This window comes from Eubacterium sp. 1001713B170207_170306_E7 (genome assembly GCF_015547515.1).
Classification (GTDB): domain Bacteria; phylum Bacillota; class Clostridia; order Eubacteriales; family Eubacteriaceae; genus Eubacterium.
On record NZ_JADMVE010000007.1, the window covers coordinates 200,165 to 218,998 of the forward strand.

Here is an 18,834-nt window from a genome sequence, read left to right on the forward strand (position 1 = left end):
AAGAGAACGCCCGGGCGCTGCTGCGGTACCGGGCGTTAGGGCTAATTAATGTTATAGTCAATTTTATAGAGCTGCGAAATGGGCTGTCCCTTGGCGTCGGTGGCGGCCGCGTCCTTTTTTTTCTCGATGGAGAAATAGATGGTGGATTTATAGGGATGGGCGATAATGGCCGACGTCAGGGTCAGGGGCGCTGATATCTGAAGCTTGTTCTTTCCATTTTCGTCCATGATCCAGATGGACTGGGACGACTTGGTATTGATGCTGGAAAACTGTGTGTACAGGATTTTTTCTCCATTGGGAGTGAAAACCGCTGAAGTAAAATTCCCCTCGCTGATAACAGACGCCTGGGTTCCCTTGCTGATGCTGTAATTCATGATCCGGTTGGAATCGCCGTAGCTCTGGGTATAGATGATGCTGCCGTTTTGACGGTTAAGGTCAAAATTGATGACATTTTCGTCGATGAGGGTAGAGCTGAGCTCGTCACTGCCGTCCTTTATATCGGACATATAGAGGTTTATTTTTTGATCGTCGGTCGGATCTGTCCCTGTGAAGATCACCGCGTTATTTTTGGGATAGTACTGGATATCATGAACGGGAATGCCGCGGACGGTGTGGTAAACACGGCGGCTGCCGTCCGAGGTTGCCACGACGATCTGATTATTACTGTTGCTGTAGATAACGCTGTTTTCGTCCACCGTGCAGATGTTTGAGTGGACATTTTCCTCGGGCGAGGAAATGGTTTTGGTTACGCTCTTGTCAATGGAGGTCCAGATAAGCTGGTTTGAGGATTTTTCACCCCCGGTGTCCAGGCCCTTTTCCACATAAAAGACGCCTTTGGCGTATTCGTCAAATTTGGCTGAAAGCTGGTGCTTTTCGGAATTGACAAAGCTGGACAGCTGGTTTTCGTTCTCGCTTACCTTGAGCAGATTAATGTTGTAGGTGATGGGCGGCGCCTCGGTGGTGTTGAGCAGCAGAAGCGTGCTGCCGTCATAGGATATATCCTGAACCGTCCCGCTTCCAATGCTTTCAAAGGACAGAATCTCCATTTTACTCTGTGGATTTTTCTGCTGAAGCAGGGAGTTGTTAAGGGCAAGCGGTTTATCCTGCGGCACCAGAAAGCTTCTGCAGCCGCTGAGGAAAAAGGGAAGCGTGAGAAGTAAAAGCAGGGCGATCCATCTATTCTTTTTCATTTTCTTCACCTCCGGCAAGTGCTTTTTCAATAACAGGCAGGGTTACGATCACATTAGTCCCTTCGCCGACCTGACTGTCGACGCGGATAGAGCCGTTGTGCTTTTCAACAATCTGTTTTACCAGGTACAGGCCAAGTCCGGCGCCGCCCTCGCCTTCGCTGCGGGCGCGGTCTTCATCTACGCGGTAGAAGGCATTGAAGATGCGATTCTTTTCCACATCGGAGATACCAACCCCGTAGTCGCGGATTGAGACGACGATGTTGCCATCCTCACGCGTGGAAACCACGTCGATAATATCCCCTTTGTCGGAGTATTTGATGGCGTTGTGCAGGACGTTGATGAAAAGCTGCTGAAGCCGGTCGTAGTCTCCGAGTATTTCCGGCAGGTTTTCATCGGATTTATAGTTGATTTCAATATCGTTTTGGCCGGATTTGATCTGCATTTGATCCACAACGTCGATGAGCAGGGCATGCAGGTCCAGATTGGCCTTTTTGACGTCAAACTCGATTTTATCAAACTGGTTCACATTCAGCAAATCGTCGACAAGGCGCAGCAGGCGGTGGCCTTCGCGGTTGATGGTCGTTAAGGAGCGGTTCAGAATTTCCGGGTCGACGACCTGTCTCCGGGTGAGCATGTCGGTGTAGCCGATAATGGTGGTCAGCGGCGTCCGCAGCTCGTGGGAAACAGAGCTGATGAATTTCTTCTGCTCGTTCTGGAACTGCTTGGTGGCAGTGACGTTACGGATGATGATCATATAGTTTTCTTCATAACCCGCTTCCCGGATAGGGCTGCCGATAATCAGCAGGTTGCGGTCATTGCAGTCAATTTCCTCAGATATATGGTCCTTGCCGTTTTTGAGGTCATCGAACATGTCCCGGAGGAAGGACTGGTACTGGAAGTCATAGATCGTTTTGGGGTTGGACACGTTAAAATAGGTCTTTATATAGGAGTTGGACGTGATGATGTTGCCCTCTTTGTCAATGGCCAGCAAGCCGTCGTCAAGAGAGGCCAGAACACTGGCGAGGCGCTTGCGCTCGGACTCCAGCTGAAGGATCACATTGTTGACGTTCTGTGACATTTTATTAAAAACCTGGGTGAGATCCCCGATTTCATCATCCCGGCTGTAGTGCACCATGACGTTGTAGTTCCCCTTGTTGATCTCGCTTGAGATACGGGTCAGATCCTTGATGGGCTGGACAAAATGCTTTGAAAAGGACAGGGTAACCACTACCAGAATGGTCAGCCCAAGAATCCCGCCGATAACAAACAAAAGTGTGCACAGGCTGAGGAAGGAATCCATATTGTCCAGGGAATAGATAAAACCGATATAGCCAAGGAAATTATTGTCAATCCGGATTGGCGACACATAATAAAGAACACTGACGTGGTCAATGTTTTTCAGGGTCATAACCGGGCTGTCCTTTTGGCGTGAGAGCTCGATTTCATTGCTGAGGAACTGGTTATCAGGGATGGAGACCGAGTCGGCGATGGCGTTGCCGGCCGCGTCAAAAAGAATGACCCGGCTGTTTTCAAGCTGGGCGATGCTTTTGCTGAAGGCCAGACTGTTGTCGATATAGCGGGTTTCGTCGGCCGATTCGGAGGAGGCGGCCTTGAGCTCCTGCCCGATGTAGAGCACCGCATCCTGGCTCATGACACCAAGACGATCCTTTGCCTGGTTGATATAGTAGTAGGTAACCCCTTGGATAACGCAGAAAATAACAATGATAAAGGTCGCGATAAAGAGGGCGATGTTGTAAACAATCATTCGCCCCCGGTAGGTCATTTGCATCAGATTTTCCTCATTTTATATCCGATCCCAAAAACGGTTTGGATAAATTTATTGGGCTGGGTGTCAATTTTACGGCGGATACGCTGGACATGCATGTCAACCGTGCGGGTGTCGCCGTAATAATCATAGCCCCAGATTTTTTCCAGCAGGGTATCCCGGGGGAAAACCTGTTCGAGGTTGGAGGCCAGCAGGTACAGAAGATCGAATTCCTTTGGTGTCAGGTGCACTTCCTCACCGTCGAGCAGAACCGTCCGTTCATCCGGCATGATGCTGAGCGGCCCATTTTTGATCACGGCATCGGTCTTTTTGGCGGCCGGAGCCTTGGTGGCGCGGCGCAGATGGGCCTTGATACGGGCCAGAAGCTCACGGTTGTCAAAGGGCTTGGTCAGGTAATCGTCGGCGCCCAGCTCAAGTCCCAGAACCTTGTCAATAATATCGGTTTTGGCGGTCAGGAGAATGATGGGAACATCCATCATGGGTGTCAGGGTTTTGCAGACATCATAGCCATTGACCTTTGGCAGCATGATGTCCAGGACAATGAGGTCCGGCTCAAAGTTTTGGGCCTTTTCAATGGCTTCCTGGCCATCGTAGGCAGTCTCTACCTGATAGCCCTCAAAGTCAAGCTCCATTTTGATTAAATCTACGATAGCGGCTTCGTCATCGACAACTAAAATTTTTTCGTTCATGCTGTTCTCCTTCTATATATAAGTATCATATGGTGTAATGGGTTATAAAAATGGTCAGAACCACAGGTGGAACTGTTCCTTATTCTGGATGGCCTTCAGGATGCGGTCATCCAGCTCGGGAATGGTTTTTCGGAGCGCCTTCATCATATCCTTCATGTCCTCGCGTTTGGTATGGCCGTCGGCGGGACAGGTGCTCTTGATAACCGGCAGTTCCTTTACCTCGGGGTTATAGATTATATCCTTTTCCTTAACAAAAATTAAGGGACGGATCAGGGTAATGTCTTTCCGGTCCAGGTAGGTTACCGGCGAGAAGGTATTGATGCGGCCTTCATAAAACAGGCTCAGGAAAAAGGTTTCGATGGCGTCATCGGCGTGATGACCGAGGGCGATTTTGCGGCAGCCCCGTTCAATGGCCAGATCGTGAAGCGCGCCGCGTTTCATCCGGGCACAGAGGGCACAGGGATTTTTTTCCTGACGGGCCTCAAAAACAATGGGGCCGATCTGTGTTTTTTTGATGGTGTAGGGAATGTCCAGCCCGGCGCAGAGCTGGATCAGCGGTTCAAAGTCCATGCCGCCAAAGCCCATGTCCAGGGTGATACCCTCCAGTTCAAAGGGAACTGGTGAGAAATATTGAAAACGCTTCATGGCAACCAGTAGCGCGGTGCTGTCCTTACCGCCGGACAGGCCCACCGCGATGCGGTCGCCGGGGCGTATCATTTCGTATTTTTCAACTGCTCTTCTTAAAGGTCCGAGGATCTTTTTCATGATGTCTCCTTTAATAAAATAAACTACTGGTATTTTACCATTATACAGGGGAAAAGACAAACTTTGTACAGGTTTTTCAGCCAAAAATAAAACTTATGGAAAGCTTGTCCGTTACCTTTATAGTTGTTTCGGATCGAAATTAATGATATAATTTTTAACTGCATCTTCCAGTACTGAAGATGCCTAAGCTTTGATAAAGATGATTAAAAACAAAGGAGAAACGAATGTCCCAGGCGATTATTAATTTTTTTGCTTTTTTACCCGACTGGCTGGAGGTTTTTATTATTTCGGCCATCCCGATTGTTGAGCTCAGAGGTGCGATACCGTGGGGGACCCTGGTGCTGCACATGCCTTACCTGCAGGTGTTTCTGTTATCCTGGATTGGCAGTATTATTCCCGCGCCCTTTATTCTGCTGTTTTTACCGGCGGTCTTAAAATGGATGCGCGGCACAAAGGTTTTTGGCCCCTTTGCCAACTGGCTGCACACCCGGGGCATGAAAAAATCTCAGAAGATCACACAGTATAAATTCTTCGGACTGATGATTTTTGTGGCGATTCCGCTTCCGGGAACCGGCGTCTGGACAGGCTGCCTGGCCGCGTCTCTCATCGAGATGGACTTTAAGCGCGGCATGCTGTCCGTTATTCTGGGGTCGGCCATCGCAGGTGTGATCGTGACAACCCTGTGTGCCCTTGGGCTCATGGCAGTGGGGGGATGATGGCATGGTTCGTCTGATTGCCCTTGATCTCGACGACACCCTTTTGACAACAGACAAACGGATTACCGATAAAAACCGGGAGGCCTTAAGGGCGTGCATGGACAGGGGAATCCGGGTGGTTACAGCGAGCGGGCGGTTCAATGAATCGCAGCTGGTGTTTATCAAAAGTATTGGGCTGGAGCTTGAAAAAGAATACCACGTTGGCGATGGCGGCGGAACCATTTTTAACGAAGATGAAATTTTAAAGGTCATGGGCGCCATCGACCGGGAGCGGTATCTCAGTGTGTTAAGCCAGACCCGGGAGCTTGGGGTGCCCTGCTTTGTGGCCACGAGCCATAACATGTTTTACGATATACCGGACCAGCCTCTGTGCCAGGTTTACGGAAAGGTGCCCGGTGTCCGCCGGCCTTATATTGAAAGGCTGGAGGATCTTTCGGCAATCGAGGACGCCCTGAAGTTTGTGTTTTCCTATCAGTCCGGGGAAGAGCTCGAGCGGATCCGGTCGATTCGGTGTGACGGGACCATTACCTTTCACGCGGGGCGCAACCTCATGGAAATCACCATGAAGAGCTTGAACAAAATGGCGGCCTTAAGAGAGCTGGCAGGGCTCTACAGGATTACGGCGGCGGAAATGGTCTGCATTGGGGACAGTGAAAATGATCTTCCGATGATTGAGGGCGCGGGACTGGGCATGGCGGTTAAGAATGCCATGGACCGCGTTAAGCGGCACGCCGATGTCGTTGGCGAAAAAACCAACGATGAGGACGGTGTGGCCTGGCTTCTGGAAAAATATGTATTGTGACGGCAGGGGGTGCTGTGAAGCGCGGCGGCTCTTTTGATTTAAGATCAAATTCAGTATTGAATTTGGTCTTTTTTATGTTTACAATAGACCATAGTGACAAAATAATCAAAAAGGAAGTGTGAAAATGCCATTATCACAGAATTTTTATAGACAAACCCGCAGGGAATTAGGCGAAAAGCTGGAGCCGGAGAGCCTGGCGATTATTTATTCCGGACGGGCGGTCCAGCAGTCCCTGGACGCGGATTATCCCTTTTACACCGATAATAACTTTTATTATCTGACGGGGATCGAGGAGCCGAATGTAACCCTTCTGATGGAAAAGGATGCCAACGGCGAGGTCTCGGAACGCCTGTTCATTGATGAGCCGGACCCCTTTAAAGAAAAATGGGTGGGGGCTAAGATCAGTAAAGAGGAAGCGGCAAGGTGCTCCGGAGTGGAGGAGGTGCGCTATAATTCCGCGCTGGAGCCCTGTATTCTTCAGGAAACCCATTTCGACAACCTGTACTTTGACTTTACCATGCCGAAACACCAGAGCTTTGCCACCAGCGATCCCCAGGTCAGGCTGCTTTTTGCGGATATGGAGCTGCAGAACCTACAGCCCCACCTGACCGCCATGCGGCTGATTAAAAAGCCGGAGGAAATAGAAGCCCTGCGTGACGCCATTGAAATAACCGCCAAGGGCATTGACGCCATTTTGGAAAATCTGAAGCCGGATATGAAGGAATACCAGATTCAGGCAGTTTTTGAGTACACCATTAATATGCTGGGCGCCCAGGGTGTTTCCTTCCAGACCATTGCGGCATCGGGCAAAAGCGCCACGGTGCTGCACTACATTAAGAATCAGGCGGCCATGAAGGGCAGCGACATGGTGCTTCTGGACCTGGGGGCCCGGTACAAGGGCTATTGCGGCGATATCAGCCGGACCTTCCCGGTTTCAGGAAAATATACCGATGAACAGGCCATGGTCTACAATATGGTTCTGGAAGCCCAGCGGGAGCTGATCCCGATGTACCGTCCGGGTATGAAAATGCTGGATATCCAACAGGCTACTAAAGATATTTTCCTTGAAAAATGCTTAAAAAACAACATTGTGCCCCAAAATAAGGACATCAATGAATTCTATTACCACGGTATCGGCCATTCACTGGGGCTGGATACCCACGACACCAATGATAAGCGGGAATACATCCTGGAGCCGGGCATGGTCCTCACCTGCGAGCCCGGGCTTTACATTGCGGAAATGGGCATGGGCGTGCGGATTGAGGACGATATCCTTGTCACAGAAAAGGGACCGGAAAACCTGTCGCCGCAGATTCCAAAGGATATTGACGCGATTGAAAAGCGGATGAATCCATAAGCCGTTTGGTTTTTTCCAAGAAAGGGGCTTGACAAAAAAGCCCTGTAGGTTTATCCTAGTACAAGTAATTGAATATTTACCTATCCAGAGAGGTGGAGGGACAGGCCCGATGAAACCCGGCAACCAGCGTGAGCATGGTGCCAATACCTGCAGTCAAACTGTAATGATGGGGTTTTTGAACGAATCAAACCCCATGCGCGCATGGGGTTATTTTTATTTAAGGATTTAAAAAAATCTGTGATCTTTCTCAAGGGTAAATAGAATTACGACAATACTATTTTTAAGGAGCGAATAATGAAACAATTATTTACCTCAGAATCTGTTACTGAAGGCCATCCGGATAAAATCTGTGACCAGATTTCTGACGCGGTGCTGGACGCAATCGTCGAACAGGACCCAATGGCCCGCGTTGCCTGTGAAACGTCTGTATCGACCGGCCTGGTTTTAGTGGCCGGTGAAATTACGACCAACTGTTATGTGGATATTCCCAAAATTGTCCGGGAAACCATCCGCGGCATTGGCTATGACCGCGCGAAATACGGTTTTGACTGTGAAACCTGCGCGGTTTTAACCTCCATCGACGAACAGTCCTCGGACATTGCCATGGGCGTTGACAAGGCTCTTGAAGCCAAGGAAGGCACGCTTGCGGAGGAAGACCTGGCGACCGGCGCCGGCGACCAGGGGATGATGTTCGGCTTTGCCTGCAACGAAACCCCCGAGCTCATGCCCATGCCCATCTCGCTGGCCCACAAGCTGACCAAAAAGCTTTCGGACGTGCGCAAAGAGGGCGTTGTGGATTATCTGAGACCCGATGGAAAATCTCAGGTGACGGTTGAATACAACGACGGTGTGCCCACCAGGGTAGATACAGTGGTTATCTCGACTCAGCACAGCGCCGATGTGGACGCGGCCACCATCCGCGAGGACATGATCGAAAAGGTCATCAAGCCAGTGATCGATCCGGCGCTTTTAGATGAAAACACCAAATATTTCATCAACCCGACCGGCCGCTTTGTTATCGGCGGACCACAGGGGGACGCCGGCTTAACCGGACGTAAGATTATCGTGGATACCTACGGCGGATATGGCCGCCACGGCGGCGGCGCTTTCTCCGGAAAGGATCCGACAAAGGTTGACCGTTCGGCCGCCTACGCGGCCCGTTATGTGGCTAAAAACATTGTGGCGGCAGGCCTGGCTGATAAATGCGAGGTTCAGCTGGCCTACGCCATCGGTGTGGCTGAGCCGGTATCGGTGTTTGTCGATACCTTTGGAACCGGCAAGGTGGCTGAGGACAGGATTGCGGAGCTGGTGAAAAAGCATTTTGATTTAAGACCGGCTGCCATCATCAAAAACCTTGACCTGAGAAGACCAATCTACAAGCAGGTTGCGGCCTACGGCCATTTTGGCAGAGACGATCTGAATTTACCGTGGGAAAAAACCGACGTTGCCGAAAAATTAAAAGCAGAGGCTTAAAAGACCGGGGATCACAGCTGAAAAGTTGTGATCCTTATTTTTAGGCTGCAAAAAGGGTGCGGCCGGGGACTGCGCCTTTTATCCAGATAAGAAAAAAGGTCCAGGCGCCGCGGTAAACGGCCAGGAATCGTATCGCGTTACCGGAGCAGCCGGACACCGGAGAGCTAAAGTGTCAACTTTCGAAAAGAAGATGCAGGTGCCGGTATAACCGCCGCAGGACGCTTTTCTCTTCCTTAGGTAAAAGGCTCCGTTTCTTTGTTTTTTGCATGATGAGAGGATCACAGCTGAAAAGTTGTGATCCTTTATCTTTTTGTTTCTTAAAAGGGCTATAAAGTATCAAAAAATTAAGGCAAGGTGCGACCATTTTGTGTATAATTAATGCGTTCGAGTAATAATTTGAATACTTTTAGATAAAACTTGGATAGAAAATCTTGTTTTTGTGCGTTAAAAAGTATAAAATAAACGGTACAGCATCATTGGCAACTGCCAAAAGACCAAGCTGCTAGGAAGATGATTGAATGATTGAATTTATAAATGTTACAAAAACGTATGATAAAAATGAAAAAGACGCCTTAAAAAATGTAAACCTGTTTATCGACAAGGGTGAATTTGTATTTCTGGTTGGCCGCAGCGGCGCCGGAAAGTCTACCTTTATCAAGCTTTTGCTTCGTGAAATCGACGCGAGCATGGGCACGGTTAAGATCAAGGGCCACGATATTTCCAAGCTTTCCAAAAAAGAGATTCCGTATCTGAGAAGAAAGCTGGGGGTGGTTTTCCAGGACTTCCGGCTGCTTGAGAATAAAAGTGTCTATGAAAATGTGGCCTATGCCATGGAGATCATTGGCCGGCCCGAGCGCAAGATCCGCAAGAAGGTGCCTCTGGCGCTGGAAATGGTCGGGCTTTCGCACCGGGCAAACCACTATCCCAATGAGCTTTCCGGCGGGGAGCAGCAGCGTGTTGTTATCGCCAGGGCCATTATCAATAACCCCAGCATTTTGATCTGTGATGAACCGACAGGGAACCTTGACCCGGAAACATCGCGTGATATTATGCGTATTCTGGAAGAAATTAACAAGCATGGCACCACGGTGGTGGTGGTAACCCATGACAGTGAAATGGTAAATATTATGAAAAAGAGGGTTCTGACCCTCGAAAATGGCTATCTTGCCAGCGATGACGTCAAAGGGCGGTACCGCAATGCGAAGTAATCACTGGAAAACCATGCCCCGGACGATCCTTCGCGATACAGCACAGAGCATGCAGCGAAACAGTCTTATGAGTATTGCGGCTGTTTTTTCCATCATTGCGGCGCTGATCATTTTGGGAATCTTTCTGGTGCTTACCATCAATATCCGCCAGGCGACGGTGAATGTGGAGTCTCAGCTGGAAATGAAAATTTTCCTGAAGGTAGATTACACCGAGGAACAGCGCGCCGACCTGGAGCGGGACCTGAAGGCTAATCCGCTTATTTCGGAGGTTCGCTTTGAAACAAAGGATGAGGCCCTGCAAAACTTTTCAAGCTCACTGGAGGACTATACCGGCCTTCTCAGTGATTTCAGTTCCGAGAACAACCCCATGCCCGCCTCTTTTATCGTTCAGGTAAAGGACTCGGAAAGCATGGACGATGTCAAGGCCTTTGCGCTGACCTATCAGGACAAAGGGGTGGAATATGTCAAATACGGCGAGGAATACATTAACGCGCTGCTGAACTTTAACCATTTCGCCAATACCATGAGCATTGTTGTGCTGATTGTTCTGTCGGTTATTTCATTGTTTTTAATTTATAATACCATCAAGCTCACGGTGTTCGCGCGCCGGAAGGAGATCGGTATCATGAAATACGTCGGCGCGACCGACGCTTATATCCGAACGCCCTTTGTCCTGGAGGGAACTTTTCTGGGACTCATCGCGGCTGTCGTGGCGGTGATGATCGTGCGTTTGGCTTATTACTATATATTGGGCATGCTCGGCGGCAGTGTACTGCTTCCGATGACCTCGGCACTGGCGACACCGGATCAGGTAATGGGTCAGCTGATCTTTTTCTTTACAGTTTATGGTGTTGTGATCGGTGCGGTGGGCAGTGTGTTCGCGATCCGAAAATTCTTAGACGTATAAAAACAGGAGGGGACTTCAGAAAATGAAGAAGAAAATTTCTTTAATTGTAACGGCATTATTTTGTTTATCAATATTTATTTCTCCGGTTTACGCAGCCACAAAGGATGAACTGCAGCAGCAAAAAGACGACGCGACTGCAAAAAAAGAGGCTGCCCAGTACCAGGTGGACATGACCCAGAACACCATCGAGGGGATTCAGGCTGAAATCAGCAAGGCCAACGCAGAGATGGATAAGATCAACGGTCAGATCAATACCTTGGATGGCCAGATCAGTGATTTGACCGCTAATCTGGAAAGAACCACGGCAGAACTGGAAGCGGCTGAAGAAAAACAGGCGAAACAGGAAGAAGAATTAAAAGAGCGTGTCCGTGTCATGTACATGTACGGAAACGAAGGCTATATGCAGGTGCTTTTCTCAGCCACCGACTTTGCGGATTTTATCGCCAAGGCGGATATGATGAAATCCATCGTACAGGCCGATAAGGACTGTGCAACCGCGTTGGAAAAAACCCGTGCGGAGGTACAGGAGAAAAAAGAAACCATTGAATCCAACAAAACCCAGGTCGAACAGGCAAAGGCCGACCAGGAAACCGCTTTGCAAAGCCAGCAGAGCATAAAGTCACAGAAGGATGAGCTGTTGGCCAAGAACCAGCAGGTGGTTCAGCAATACCAGGCGGAAGTCAACAAACAGGATGAAATTCTGAATCAGGCCAATGCCGAACTGGCGGTCATCGCGCAGCAGGAAGCCGAAGCGTTAAAAGCGCGTCTGGCGCAGGAAGAAGCTGAAAGACAGCAGCGGGAAGCGGAAGAGGCAGCCCAAAACGGTTCCTCCGGCGGCGGCAGCAGTGAGGACAGCGGTTCCTCCGGCGGCAGCAGCAACGTCGTGGTATCCAGCGGCTTTATGTGGCCATTACCGGGCAACTACACCATCACCAGCTGGTTTGGCTACCGTCCGGCGTCTGATACCAACGGGATCGGCTCCACCAACCACGGCGGCATGGACATCGCCGCCTCCACCGGCACACCGATTCACGCGCCGGCTGGCGGTTATGTCACGATGGCATCCTGGAACGGGGGCTACGGCAACTGTATCATGGTGGCCATGGACAATGGCGATACCCTGTTATTCGGGCATTTAAGCGGTTATAACGTATCCTATGGCCAGCGTGTCAACCAGGGCGATATCATCGGTTATGTGGGCAGCACCGGAAATTCCACCGGACCACACCTGCATCTGACCTATCTGTTAAACAATAGCACTTCAGTTGACCCGTGGGATTACATTTATTATTAAAATAAAGACAGAATTTGGAAAGAATCGTCTGATTCTTTCCTTTTTTATTGTTTCTTTAAGGCTTTTAGTGTATTCTTTTCAGGTGAGTATAGAATAGAATGGATTTGAAAGGATTGACAATGGATAAAGGGCAGAGAAAAAAGTTTATCGTTATAGCGGTAATCGCGCTTATTGTCACAAATATTTTAACTTTTTGCCTGACAACCGGCGCCGGCGTGGCGCTGGGCAATAAGGTGATTTTAAATGTTGACAGCACAGAAATGGCCGATGGACTTAAAAAGCTGGTAAGCTTAAAGGGGCACATCGATAAGGAATATTACAAGGATATGGATGACACAACCCTGATGGAAGGGGCCATGAAGGGCATGTTTGAGGCCACCGGCGACCCCTACAGCGGTTACTATACCGAGGAAGAATTTCAGAAGCTGATGGAAAGCTCCACGGGCACCTACAGCGGCATCGGCGTGGTGGTAACCGAGGATGAGAGCGGCACGACCACGGTGGTCACACCATATAAAAACACCCCGGCGGGCGATGCAGGCATGCAGATCGGCGATAAGATCGTCAGGGTAAACGGCGAGGATGTCAGCGGAAAGGGCTCGGAATATACCGTGAGCCTGATGCGCGGCGATCCGGGAACGGCGGTGGAAGTCACGGTGCTGCGGGACGGGCAGGAACAAACCTATAACCTGACCAGAAAGAGCATTGACACCCCGACGGTTGAGTCCAGCGTTATCGACGGTATTGGCTATATCTCGATTTCTGAATTTACCAACAAGACCTCAGAGGATTTTAACGCAGAGCTTGAAAATCTTTTGAGCCAGAATATCAGCGGACTGATCATCGACCTACGTTACAACGGCGGCGGTGTCGTTACCTCCGCGGTGGCAGTGGCAGACCGTCTGCTGGGGGACACGACAGTGGTCTACACAGTTGACAAAAACGGCAGCCGGAAGGACTACACCTCGACCGGCGAGGTGAAGCTGGATCTGCCAATCATCGTGCTGGTCAACGAAGGGACCGCCAGTTCCTCCGAGATTCTGTCCGGGGCCATCCAGGATACTGGGGCCGGACAGCTGTTAGGAACACAAACATTCGGTAAGGGCATTGTTCAGGAGGTGGTTCCGCTCAAGGATAACAGCGGCTATAAGCTGACCAATGCGGAATATTTTACCCCGAACGGCCGCAACATTAACGAAAAGGGCCTGACGCCCGACGTGGTGGTTGAGCAGAACGAAGCCTACAAGAATACGCTGAATGTCCCGGAAGATCAGGATTCACAGCTTCAGAAGGCGCTTGAGATTTTAAAAGGCAAGTAAAAAGGAGGGGAGGATCGGAGTTTTAAAACTTCGATCCTTTTTTCTGCTATATTGAACTGATTCCCATTGACAAAAACGGCAAAAGTGGTACAATAAGAGAACACATGTTTCTTGGATTGAAGGGTTACAAAGGTGATTGAATGAAACCATTTAAAGTAGTATCCGACTATGAACCAAAGGGCGACCAGGAAAAAGCGATCCGGGAGCTGGCCGACGGCATTGACAGAGGGCTCAAATTTCAGACCCTTTTAGGTGTCACCGGCTCCGGGAAAACCTATACCATGGCCAAGGTGATCGAAGCCGTCCAGAAGCCGACGCTGATCATCGCCCATAATAAAACACTGGCGGCACAGCTCGCCAACGAGTTCCGGAGCTTTTTTCCGGAAAACGCAGTAGAGTATTTTGTATCCTATTATGATTATTACCAGCCGGAGGCCTACGTGCCGCACTCGGATCTCTACATTGAGAAGGATTCCTCCATCAATGATGAGATTGATAAAATGCGCCACTCGGCCACAGCGGCTCTTTTCGAGCGCCGTGACGTGATCGTGGTGGCCAGCGTGTCCTGTATTTATGGACTTGGGAGCCCCATCGATTACGAAAATCTGGTGCTTTCGCTGCGTCCGGGCATGGAAAAGGACCGCGACGCGGTAATCCGGAAGCTGGTGGACATCCAGTATACCCGCAACGACATCGCCTTTGAGCGTAACAACTTCCGGGTAAGGGGCGATATTCTGGAAATCTATCCAGCGGCATCGTCGGGAAAGGCTGTGCGCCTGGAATTTTTCGGCGATGAAATCGACCGGATCACCGAGATTGACACCATCACGGGCGAGATTACCGGTGAGCTCAGCCACGTATCCATCTTTCCCGCGTCGCATTACACCACCACGCCCGAAAAGCTGGAGGTGGCCATCAAGGGGATCCGCGACGAGCTGGCCGACCGCTACGATTATTTTACCGAACACAACCAGCTGGTCGAGGCCCAGCGTATCCTGCAGCGGACCAACTATGACCTTGAGATGCTCAAGGAGATGGGCTACTGTAACGGCATTGAGAACTATACGCGCTATATTAACGGCTCGCCCCCGGGCGCGCCGCCCTATACGTTGATCGACTATTTTCCAAAGGACTTTTTAATGTTCGCGGATGAGTCCCACGTGTCCATTCCGCAGATTGGCGGCATGTCCTCGGGCGACAGGGCCCGAAAACAGAATTTGGTGGATTACGGCTTCCGGCTGCCCTCGGCCTATGATAACCGCCCCCTTAACTTTGAGGAGTTTGAGGGCAAGATCAACCAGATGGTCTTTACCTCGGCCACGCCGAGTAAATATGAAAAAGAACACAGCGAACAAACCGTCGAACAGATTATCCGGCCCACAGGCCTCATTGATCCTGAAATCTTTGTGCGGCCCATCAAGGGACAGATCGACGATTTGATGGGTGAGATCAATGAGACAGTGTCAAAGGGCAACCGGGTGCTGGTGACCACCTTAACCAAGAAGATGGCCGAGGATCTGACCCAGTATTTCAAGGAAAACGGCATTCGGGTCAATTACCTGCACTCCGATATCGACACCATCGAACGGACAAAAATCCTCAAGGAGCTGCGCATGGGCGAGTTTGACGTGCTGGTGGGCATCAACCTTTTAAGAGAAGGGCTGGACCTGCCAGAGGTTGGACTGGTCGCGATTCTGGATGCGGATAAGGAAGGCTACCTGCGATCTGAAACCTCGCTGATCCAGACCATTGGCCGGGCGGCCAGAAATGTGGAGGGCAAGGTGCTTATGTACGCAGACCGGATCACCAAATCCATGGACTACGCCATCAGCGAAACCAACCGCCGCCGCAAGATTCAGAGCGAATTTAACGAGGCCCACGGTATTGTACCGCAGTCGGTCCATAAGGAAATCCGCGATTCCCTCGAGGTCACAAAGGTGGCCGAGGATCAGGCATCCTATGTGGTGGAAGACGAAGTGATGGACGTACAGGCTGAGCTCATGAACCTTGAAGCAGAAATGCTGGCCGCCGCGGAAAATCTTGAGTTTGAAAAGGCCGCGGCCCTGCGTGACCGGATTAAAGAATTGAAAGGAAATAAATGAAATACATAGATGTCAAGGGTGCCAAAGAGCACAACCTTAAAAATATTAATGTCAAAATACCGAGGGACCAGCTGGTGGTGCTGACTGGCCTGAGCGGCTCGGGCAAATCCTCGCTGGCCTTTGATACCATTTACGCGGAGGGGCAGAGACGCTATGTCGAGTCCCTCTCCGCCTACGCCAGACAGTTTCTGGGACAGACCCAAAAGCCCAACGTGGAAAGCATTGACGGCCTGTCGCCGGCCATTTCCATTGACCAGAAAACCACCAACCGCAACCCCCGCTCCACCGTGGGGACCGTGACGGAAATATACGATTATTTCCGTCTGCTTTATGCCCGGATCGGTATCCCGCACTGCCCAAAATGCGGCAAGGTCATTGAGTCCCAGAGTGTGGACCAGATCGTGGACACGGTCCAGGCCCTGGAGCCCGGTACCAAGTTCCAGATTTTGGCGCCCGTGGTGCGCGGCGAAAAGGGACAGCACAAAAAACTACTGGACCATTTGAAAAAAGAAGGCTATGTGCGCCTGATCGTGGACGGTGAGGCCAGAGAGACCAGTGAGGACATCGAGCTGGAAAAAAATAAGAAGCACAGCATCGAGGTCGTAGTTGACCGCCTTAAGAGCAAGGAAAACATGACCAAGCGCCTGACCGATTCCATCGAGACAGCCCTGCACCTGGCCAACGGTCTGGTAATCTGCGACATAATCGGCGGCGAACAGCAGCTTTTCAGCGAAAAGCTGTCCTGTCCCGACTGCGGCATTGCCATGGATACTCTGGAGCCCCGGACCTTTTCCTTTAACAACCCCTTCGGGATGTGCCCCGAGTGCCACGGCCTTGGCTTTCATAAGGAGATTGACCCGGATCTGCTGATCCCGGATAAGAGCCTGTCCGTGGAACAGGGGGCCATCAAGTTTTTCGGGTTGAAGAACGACTCGAAAATCATGGTCAACCTCATACGTGCCATTGCGAAAAAATACAACTTTACCCTGGACCAGCCCCTGACAGAAGCGCCGGAGGCCTTTCTTCAGGAGCTGCTTTACGGCTCGGACGAAATTTTGGAAATTGAGTACGAGGGCAAGTTTTCAGGCACCTATACGACCACCTTTGAAGGCCTTGTCAACAATATGGAGCGCCGCTATCAGGAAACCCACTCCGAGGGCATGCGCAGCCTTATCGACAAGTACATGTCCGAAATCCCCTGTCCGAAGTGCAAGGGAAAACGCCTGAACCCCACCAGCCTTGCGGTCACCGTGCAGGACAAAAACATTATCGATCTGACCGATATGTCGGTCAGGGAGCTTTTAGGCTTCTTTTCAGACATGGAGCTCACGGAAACGGAACAGATGATTGGCGAACAGATTTTTATCGAGATCAACGCCCGCCTGAAATTTTTACAGGATGTTGGCCTGGAATACCTGACCCTGTCCCGGGCCGCGGGAACCCTGTCCGGCGGCGAATCCCAGCGTATCCGCCTGGCGACCCAGATCGGCTCCGGTCTTGTGGGGGTGCTCTATGTGCTGGATGAGCCCAGCATCGGCCTGCACCAGCGGGATAACCAGAAGCTGCTGAAAACCCTGCGCCGCCTCACCGATCTGGGCAATACCCTGGTGGTGGTGGAGCATGATGACGAAACCATGGAGGAAGCGGACTGGATTGTGGACATCGGCCCGGGCGCTGGCGTTCACGGCGGCGAGATCATTGCCGAGGGGACGGTTGAGGATATCAAGAAGGCACCGGACTCCATTACCGGCCAGTACCTGAGCGGTAAAAAGCAGATTGCGGTGCCAAAGGAGCGCCGGGCCGGTAAAGGCACGGCCATCACCATCAAGGGCGCGACCCAGAATAATCTGAAGAACATTGACGTGTCCTTCCCGCTGGGCAAGTTTATCTGTGTCACGGGGGTTTCCGGCTCCGGAAAGAGTACGCTGGTCAATGAGATTTTATACAAGGGCGCTTCCCAGAAGCTATACCGCAGCTTTAAGAAGCCCGGAAAATACAAAAGCATCGAAGGCCTGGATGAGATCGACAAGGTTATCGCCATTGACCAGTCACCCATCGGCCGGACGCCAAGGTCCAATCCGGCCACCTATACCGGCGTGTTCGACATGATCCGGGACCTTTTCGCCAAGACCCCCGAGGCCAAGGCCCGGGGCTATAAAAAGGGCCGCTTCAGCTTTAACGTGAAGGGCGGCCGCTGTGAAAAATGCAGCGGCGACGGCATCCTCAAAATCGAGATGCACTTCCTGCCCGACGTCTATGTGCCCTGCGAGGTCTGCCACGGGCAGCGGTATAACCGCGAAACCCTGGAGGTCAAGTACAAGGGCAAGAACATTGCCGATGTGCTGGATATGACGGTCGAGGAATCCCTGAAGTTTTTCGAGCATCTGCCCAATATCCGCAATAAAATGCAGACGCTGTATGACGTGGGCCTGGGCTACGTGAAGCTGGGACAGCCGTCCACACAGCTTTCCGGCGGGGAGGCCCAGCGGATCAAGCTGGCCACTGAGCTCTCAAAGCGCAATACGGGCCGCACCCTCTATATTCTGGATGAACCGACCACCGGGCTTCATATGGCCGATGTCTCGAGGCTGATCGACGTATTGCAGCGTCTGGCCGATACGGGCAGCACCGTGGTGGTCATTGAGCATCAGCTGGATATGGTTAAGGTTGCCGACCATATTATTGATCTGGGACCCGAGGGCGGCGACGGCGGCGGCATGGTGGTGTGCACCGGCACCCCTGAGGAAGTCGCCAAGGTGAAGAAATCCTACACGGGGCAGTATCTGGCTAAGATTTTACATAAAAAATACTAAATATTACCGATCTTTTCACGAAATGCGTTGACAGGTACTGTCTAATTAAGTATAATAAAGCTAACAAAAGAGTTTAACAGACAGTGGGTGATAAAGATGAAAACAACATTGAAGGATTTAAGACCTGGTGAATCAGGTGTGGTTGATACAATTTCGGTGGAGGGCCTCATGCGCCGCAAGCTCATGGATATGGGCGTAACCCCCGGTGTTGAGGTCATGGTCGATAAGGTAGCGCCTTTTGGAGATCCGATTGAAATTCACCTTAGAGGCTATGCACTGAGCCTGCGCAAAAACGATGCTGAAAATATATTGATCGCCTGATTGTTTTAAGAGTCAAAATAAATATTAAATCACAAAAACCGCCTTTTTTTAAGGTGGTTTTTCTCTTGTAAGGGTAAGTTAGTTTTATGTGA

At 50.8% G+C, this 18,834-nt stretch carries 15 protein-coding genes and 1 riboswitch; of the genes, 11 read left to right on the plus strand and 4 right to left on the minus strand.

The annotated features are described in order from the left end of the window. Nucleotides 1-41: 41 nt before the first annotated feature. From I2B62_RS16920 to I2B62_RS16935, 4 genes are read right to left on the minus strand one after another with little or no spacing between them, the layout of a single operon-like run. Nucleotides 42-1,190 (minus strand): hypothetical protein, encoded by a 1,149-nt coding sequence (locus I2B62_RS16920; RefSeq protein ID WP_195270218.1) that lies wholly within the window; start codon nt 1,188-1,190, stop codon nt 42-44. Beyond that, nucleotides 1,177-2,979, minus strand: a complete 1,803-nt coding sequence (locus I2B62_RS16925) for an ATP-binding protein (RefSeq protein WP_195270219.1) — start codon at nt 2,977-2,979, stop codon at nt 1,177-1,179. Before I2B62_RS16925 ends, I2B62_RS16920 begins: the two co-directional genes overlap by 14 nt. Further along, nucleotides 2,979-3,665, minus strand: a complete 687-nt coding sequence (locus tag I2B62_RS16930; protein ID WP_195270220.1) for a response regulator transcription factor — start codon at nt 3,663-3,665, stop codon at nt 2,979-2,981. Before I2B62_RS16930 ends, I2B62_RS16925 begins: the two co-directional genes overlap by 1 nt. A 54-nt stretch (nt 3,666-3,719) precedes the next feature. Beyond that, a complete protein-coding gene (locus I2B62_RS16935) occupies nt 3,720-4,430 on the minus strand; it encodes an ATP-binding protein (protein ID WP_195270221.1) in 711 nt (236 codons plus the stop codon). A gap of 224 nt (nt 4,431-4,654) precedes the next feature. Between I2B62_RS16935 and I2B62_RS16940 the strand changes: the two genes are divergently transcribed. The 11 genes from I2B62_RS16940 (at nt 4,655) to I2B62_RS16990 (ending at nt 18,742) form a co-directional block, all read left to right on the plus strand. Then, entirely contained in the window at nt 4,655-5,146 is a 492-nt protein-coding gene (locus I2B62_RS16940) for a small multi-drug export protein (RefSeq protein ID WP_195270222.1), read from the plus strand. A 4-nt stretch (nt 5,147-5,150) separates the two neighbouring features. Beyond that, nucleotides 5,151-5,948 (plus strand): HAD family hydrolase, encoded by a 798-nt coding sequence (locus I2B62_RS16945; RefSeq protein WP_195270223.1) that lies wholly within the window; start codon nt 5,151-5,153, stop codon nt 5,946-5,948. A 124-nt stretch (nt 5,949-6,072) separates the two neighbouring features. Beyond that, the gene (locus I2B62_RS16950) at nt 6,073-7,305 is read left to right on the plus strand and encodes an aminopeptidase P N-terminal domain-containing protein (protein ID WP_195270224.1); all 1,233 of its coding nucleotides are present in this window, start codon (nt 6,073-6,075) and stop codon (nt 7,303-7,305) included. Nucleotides 7,306-7,382: 77 nt separating this feature from the next. Then, nucleotides 7,383-7,478: riboswitch (SAM riboswitch) on the plus strand. Nucleotides 7,479-7,596: 118 nt separating this feature from the next. Continuing rightward, nucleotides 7,597-8,778: a methionine adenosyltransferase gene (gene metK / locus I2B62_RS16955; RefSeq protein ID WP_195270250.1), complete on the plus strand. Its 1,182-nt coding sequence runs from the start codon at nt 7,597-7,599 to the stop codon at nt 8,776-8,778. Nucleotides 8,779-9,296: 518 nt separating this feature from the next. After that, a complete protein-coding gene (gene ftsE, locus I2B62_RS16960) occupies nt 9,297-9,986 on the plus strand; it encodes a cell division ATP-binding protein FtsE (protein ID WP_096920438.1) in 690 nt (229 codons plus the stop codon). Further along, on the plus strand, nt 9,976-10,893 hold the full coding sequence (ftsX, locus tag I2B62_RS16965) for a permease-like cell division protein FtsX (protein ID WP_096920439.1): 918 nt from the start codon (nt 9,976-9,978) through the stop codon (nt 10,891-10,893). Before ftsE ends, ftsX begins: the two co-directional genes overlap by 11 nt. A gap of 22 nt (nt 10,894-10,915) precedes the next feature. Further along, nucleotides 10,916-12,187: a peptidoglycan DD-metalloendopeptidase family protein gene (locus I2B62_RS16970; protein WP_195270225.1), complete on the plus strand. Its 1,272-nt coding sequence runs from the start codon at nt 10,916-10,918 to the stop codon at nt 12,185-12,187. A gap of 98 nt (nt 12,188-12,285) precedes the next feature. Further along, on the plus strand, nt 12,286-13,506 hold the full coding sequence (locus I2B62_RS16975) for a S41 family peptidase (RefSeq protein WP_243129363.1): 1,221 nt from the start codon (nt 12,286-12,288) through the stop codon (nt 13,504-13,506). 140 nt (nt 13,507-13,646) lie between these two features. Next, nucleotides 13,647-15,608 (plus strand): excinuclease ABC subunit UvrB, encoded by a 1,962-nt coding sequence (gene uvrB, locus I2B62_RS16980; protein ID WP_195270226.1) that lies wholly within the window; start codon nt 13,647-13,649, stop codon nt 15,606-15,608. Then, nucleotides 15,605-18,421: an excinuclease ABC subunit UvrA gene (gene uvrA / locus I2B62_RS16985; protein ID WP_195270227.1), complete on the plus strand. Its 2,817-nt coding sequence runs from the start codon at nt 15,605-15,607 to the stop codon at nt 18,419-18,421. The genes uvrB and uvrA overlap by 4 nt, the downstream gene beginning before the upstream one ends. Before the next feature lie 96 nt (nt 18,422-18,517). After that, nucleotides 18,518-18,742: a FeoA family protein gene (locus I2B62_RS16990; protein WP_013381339.1), complete on the plus strand. Its 225-nt coding sequence runs from the start codon at nt 18,518-18,520 to the stop codon at nt 18,740-18,742. Nucleotides 18,743-18,834: the final 92 nt, after the last annotated feature.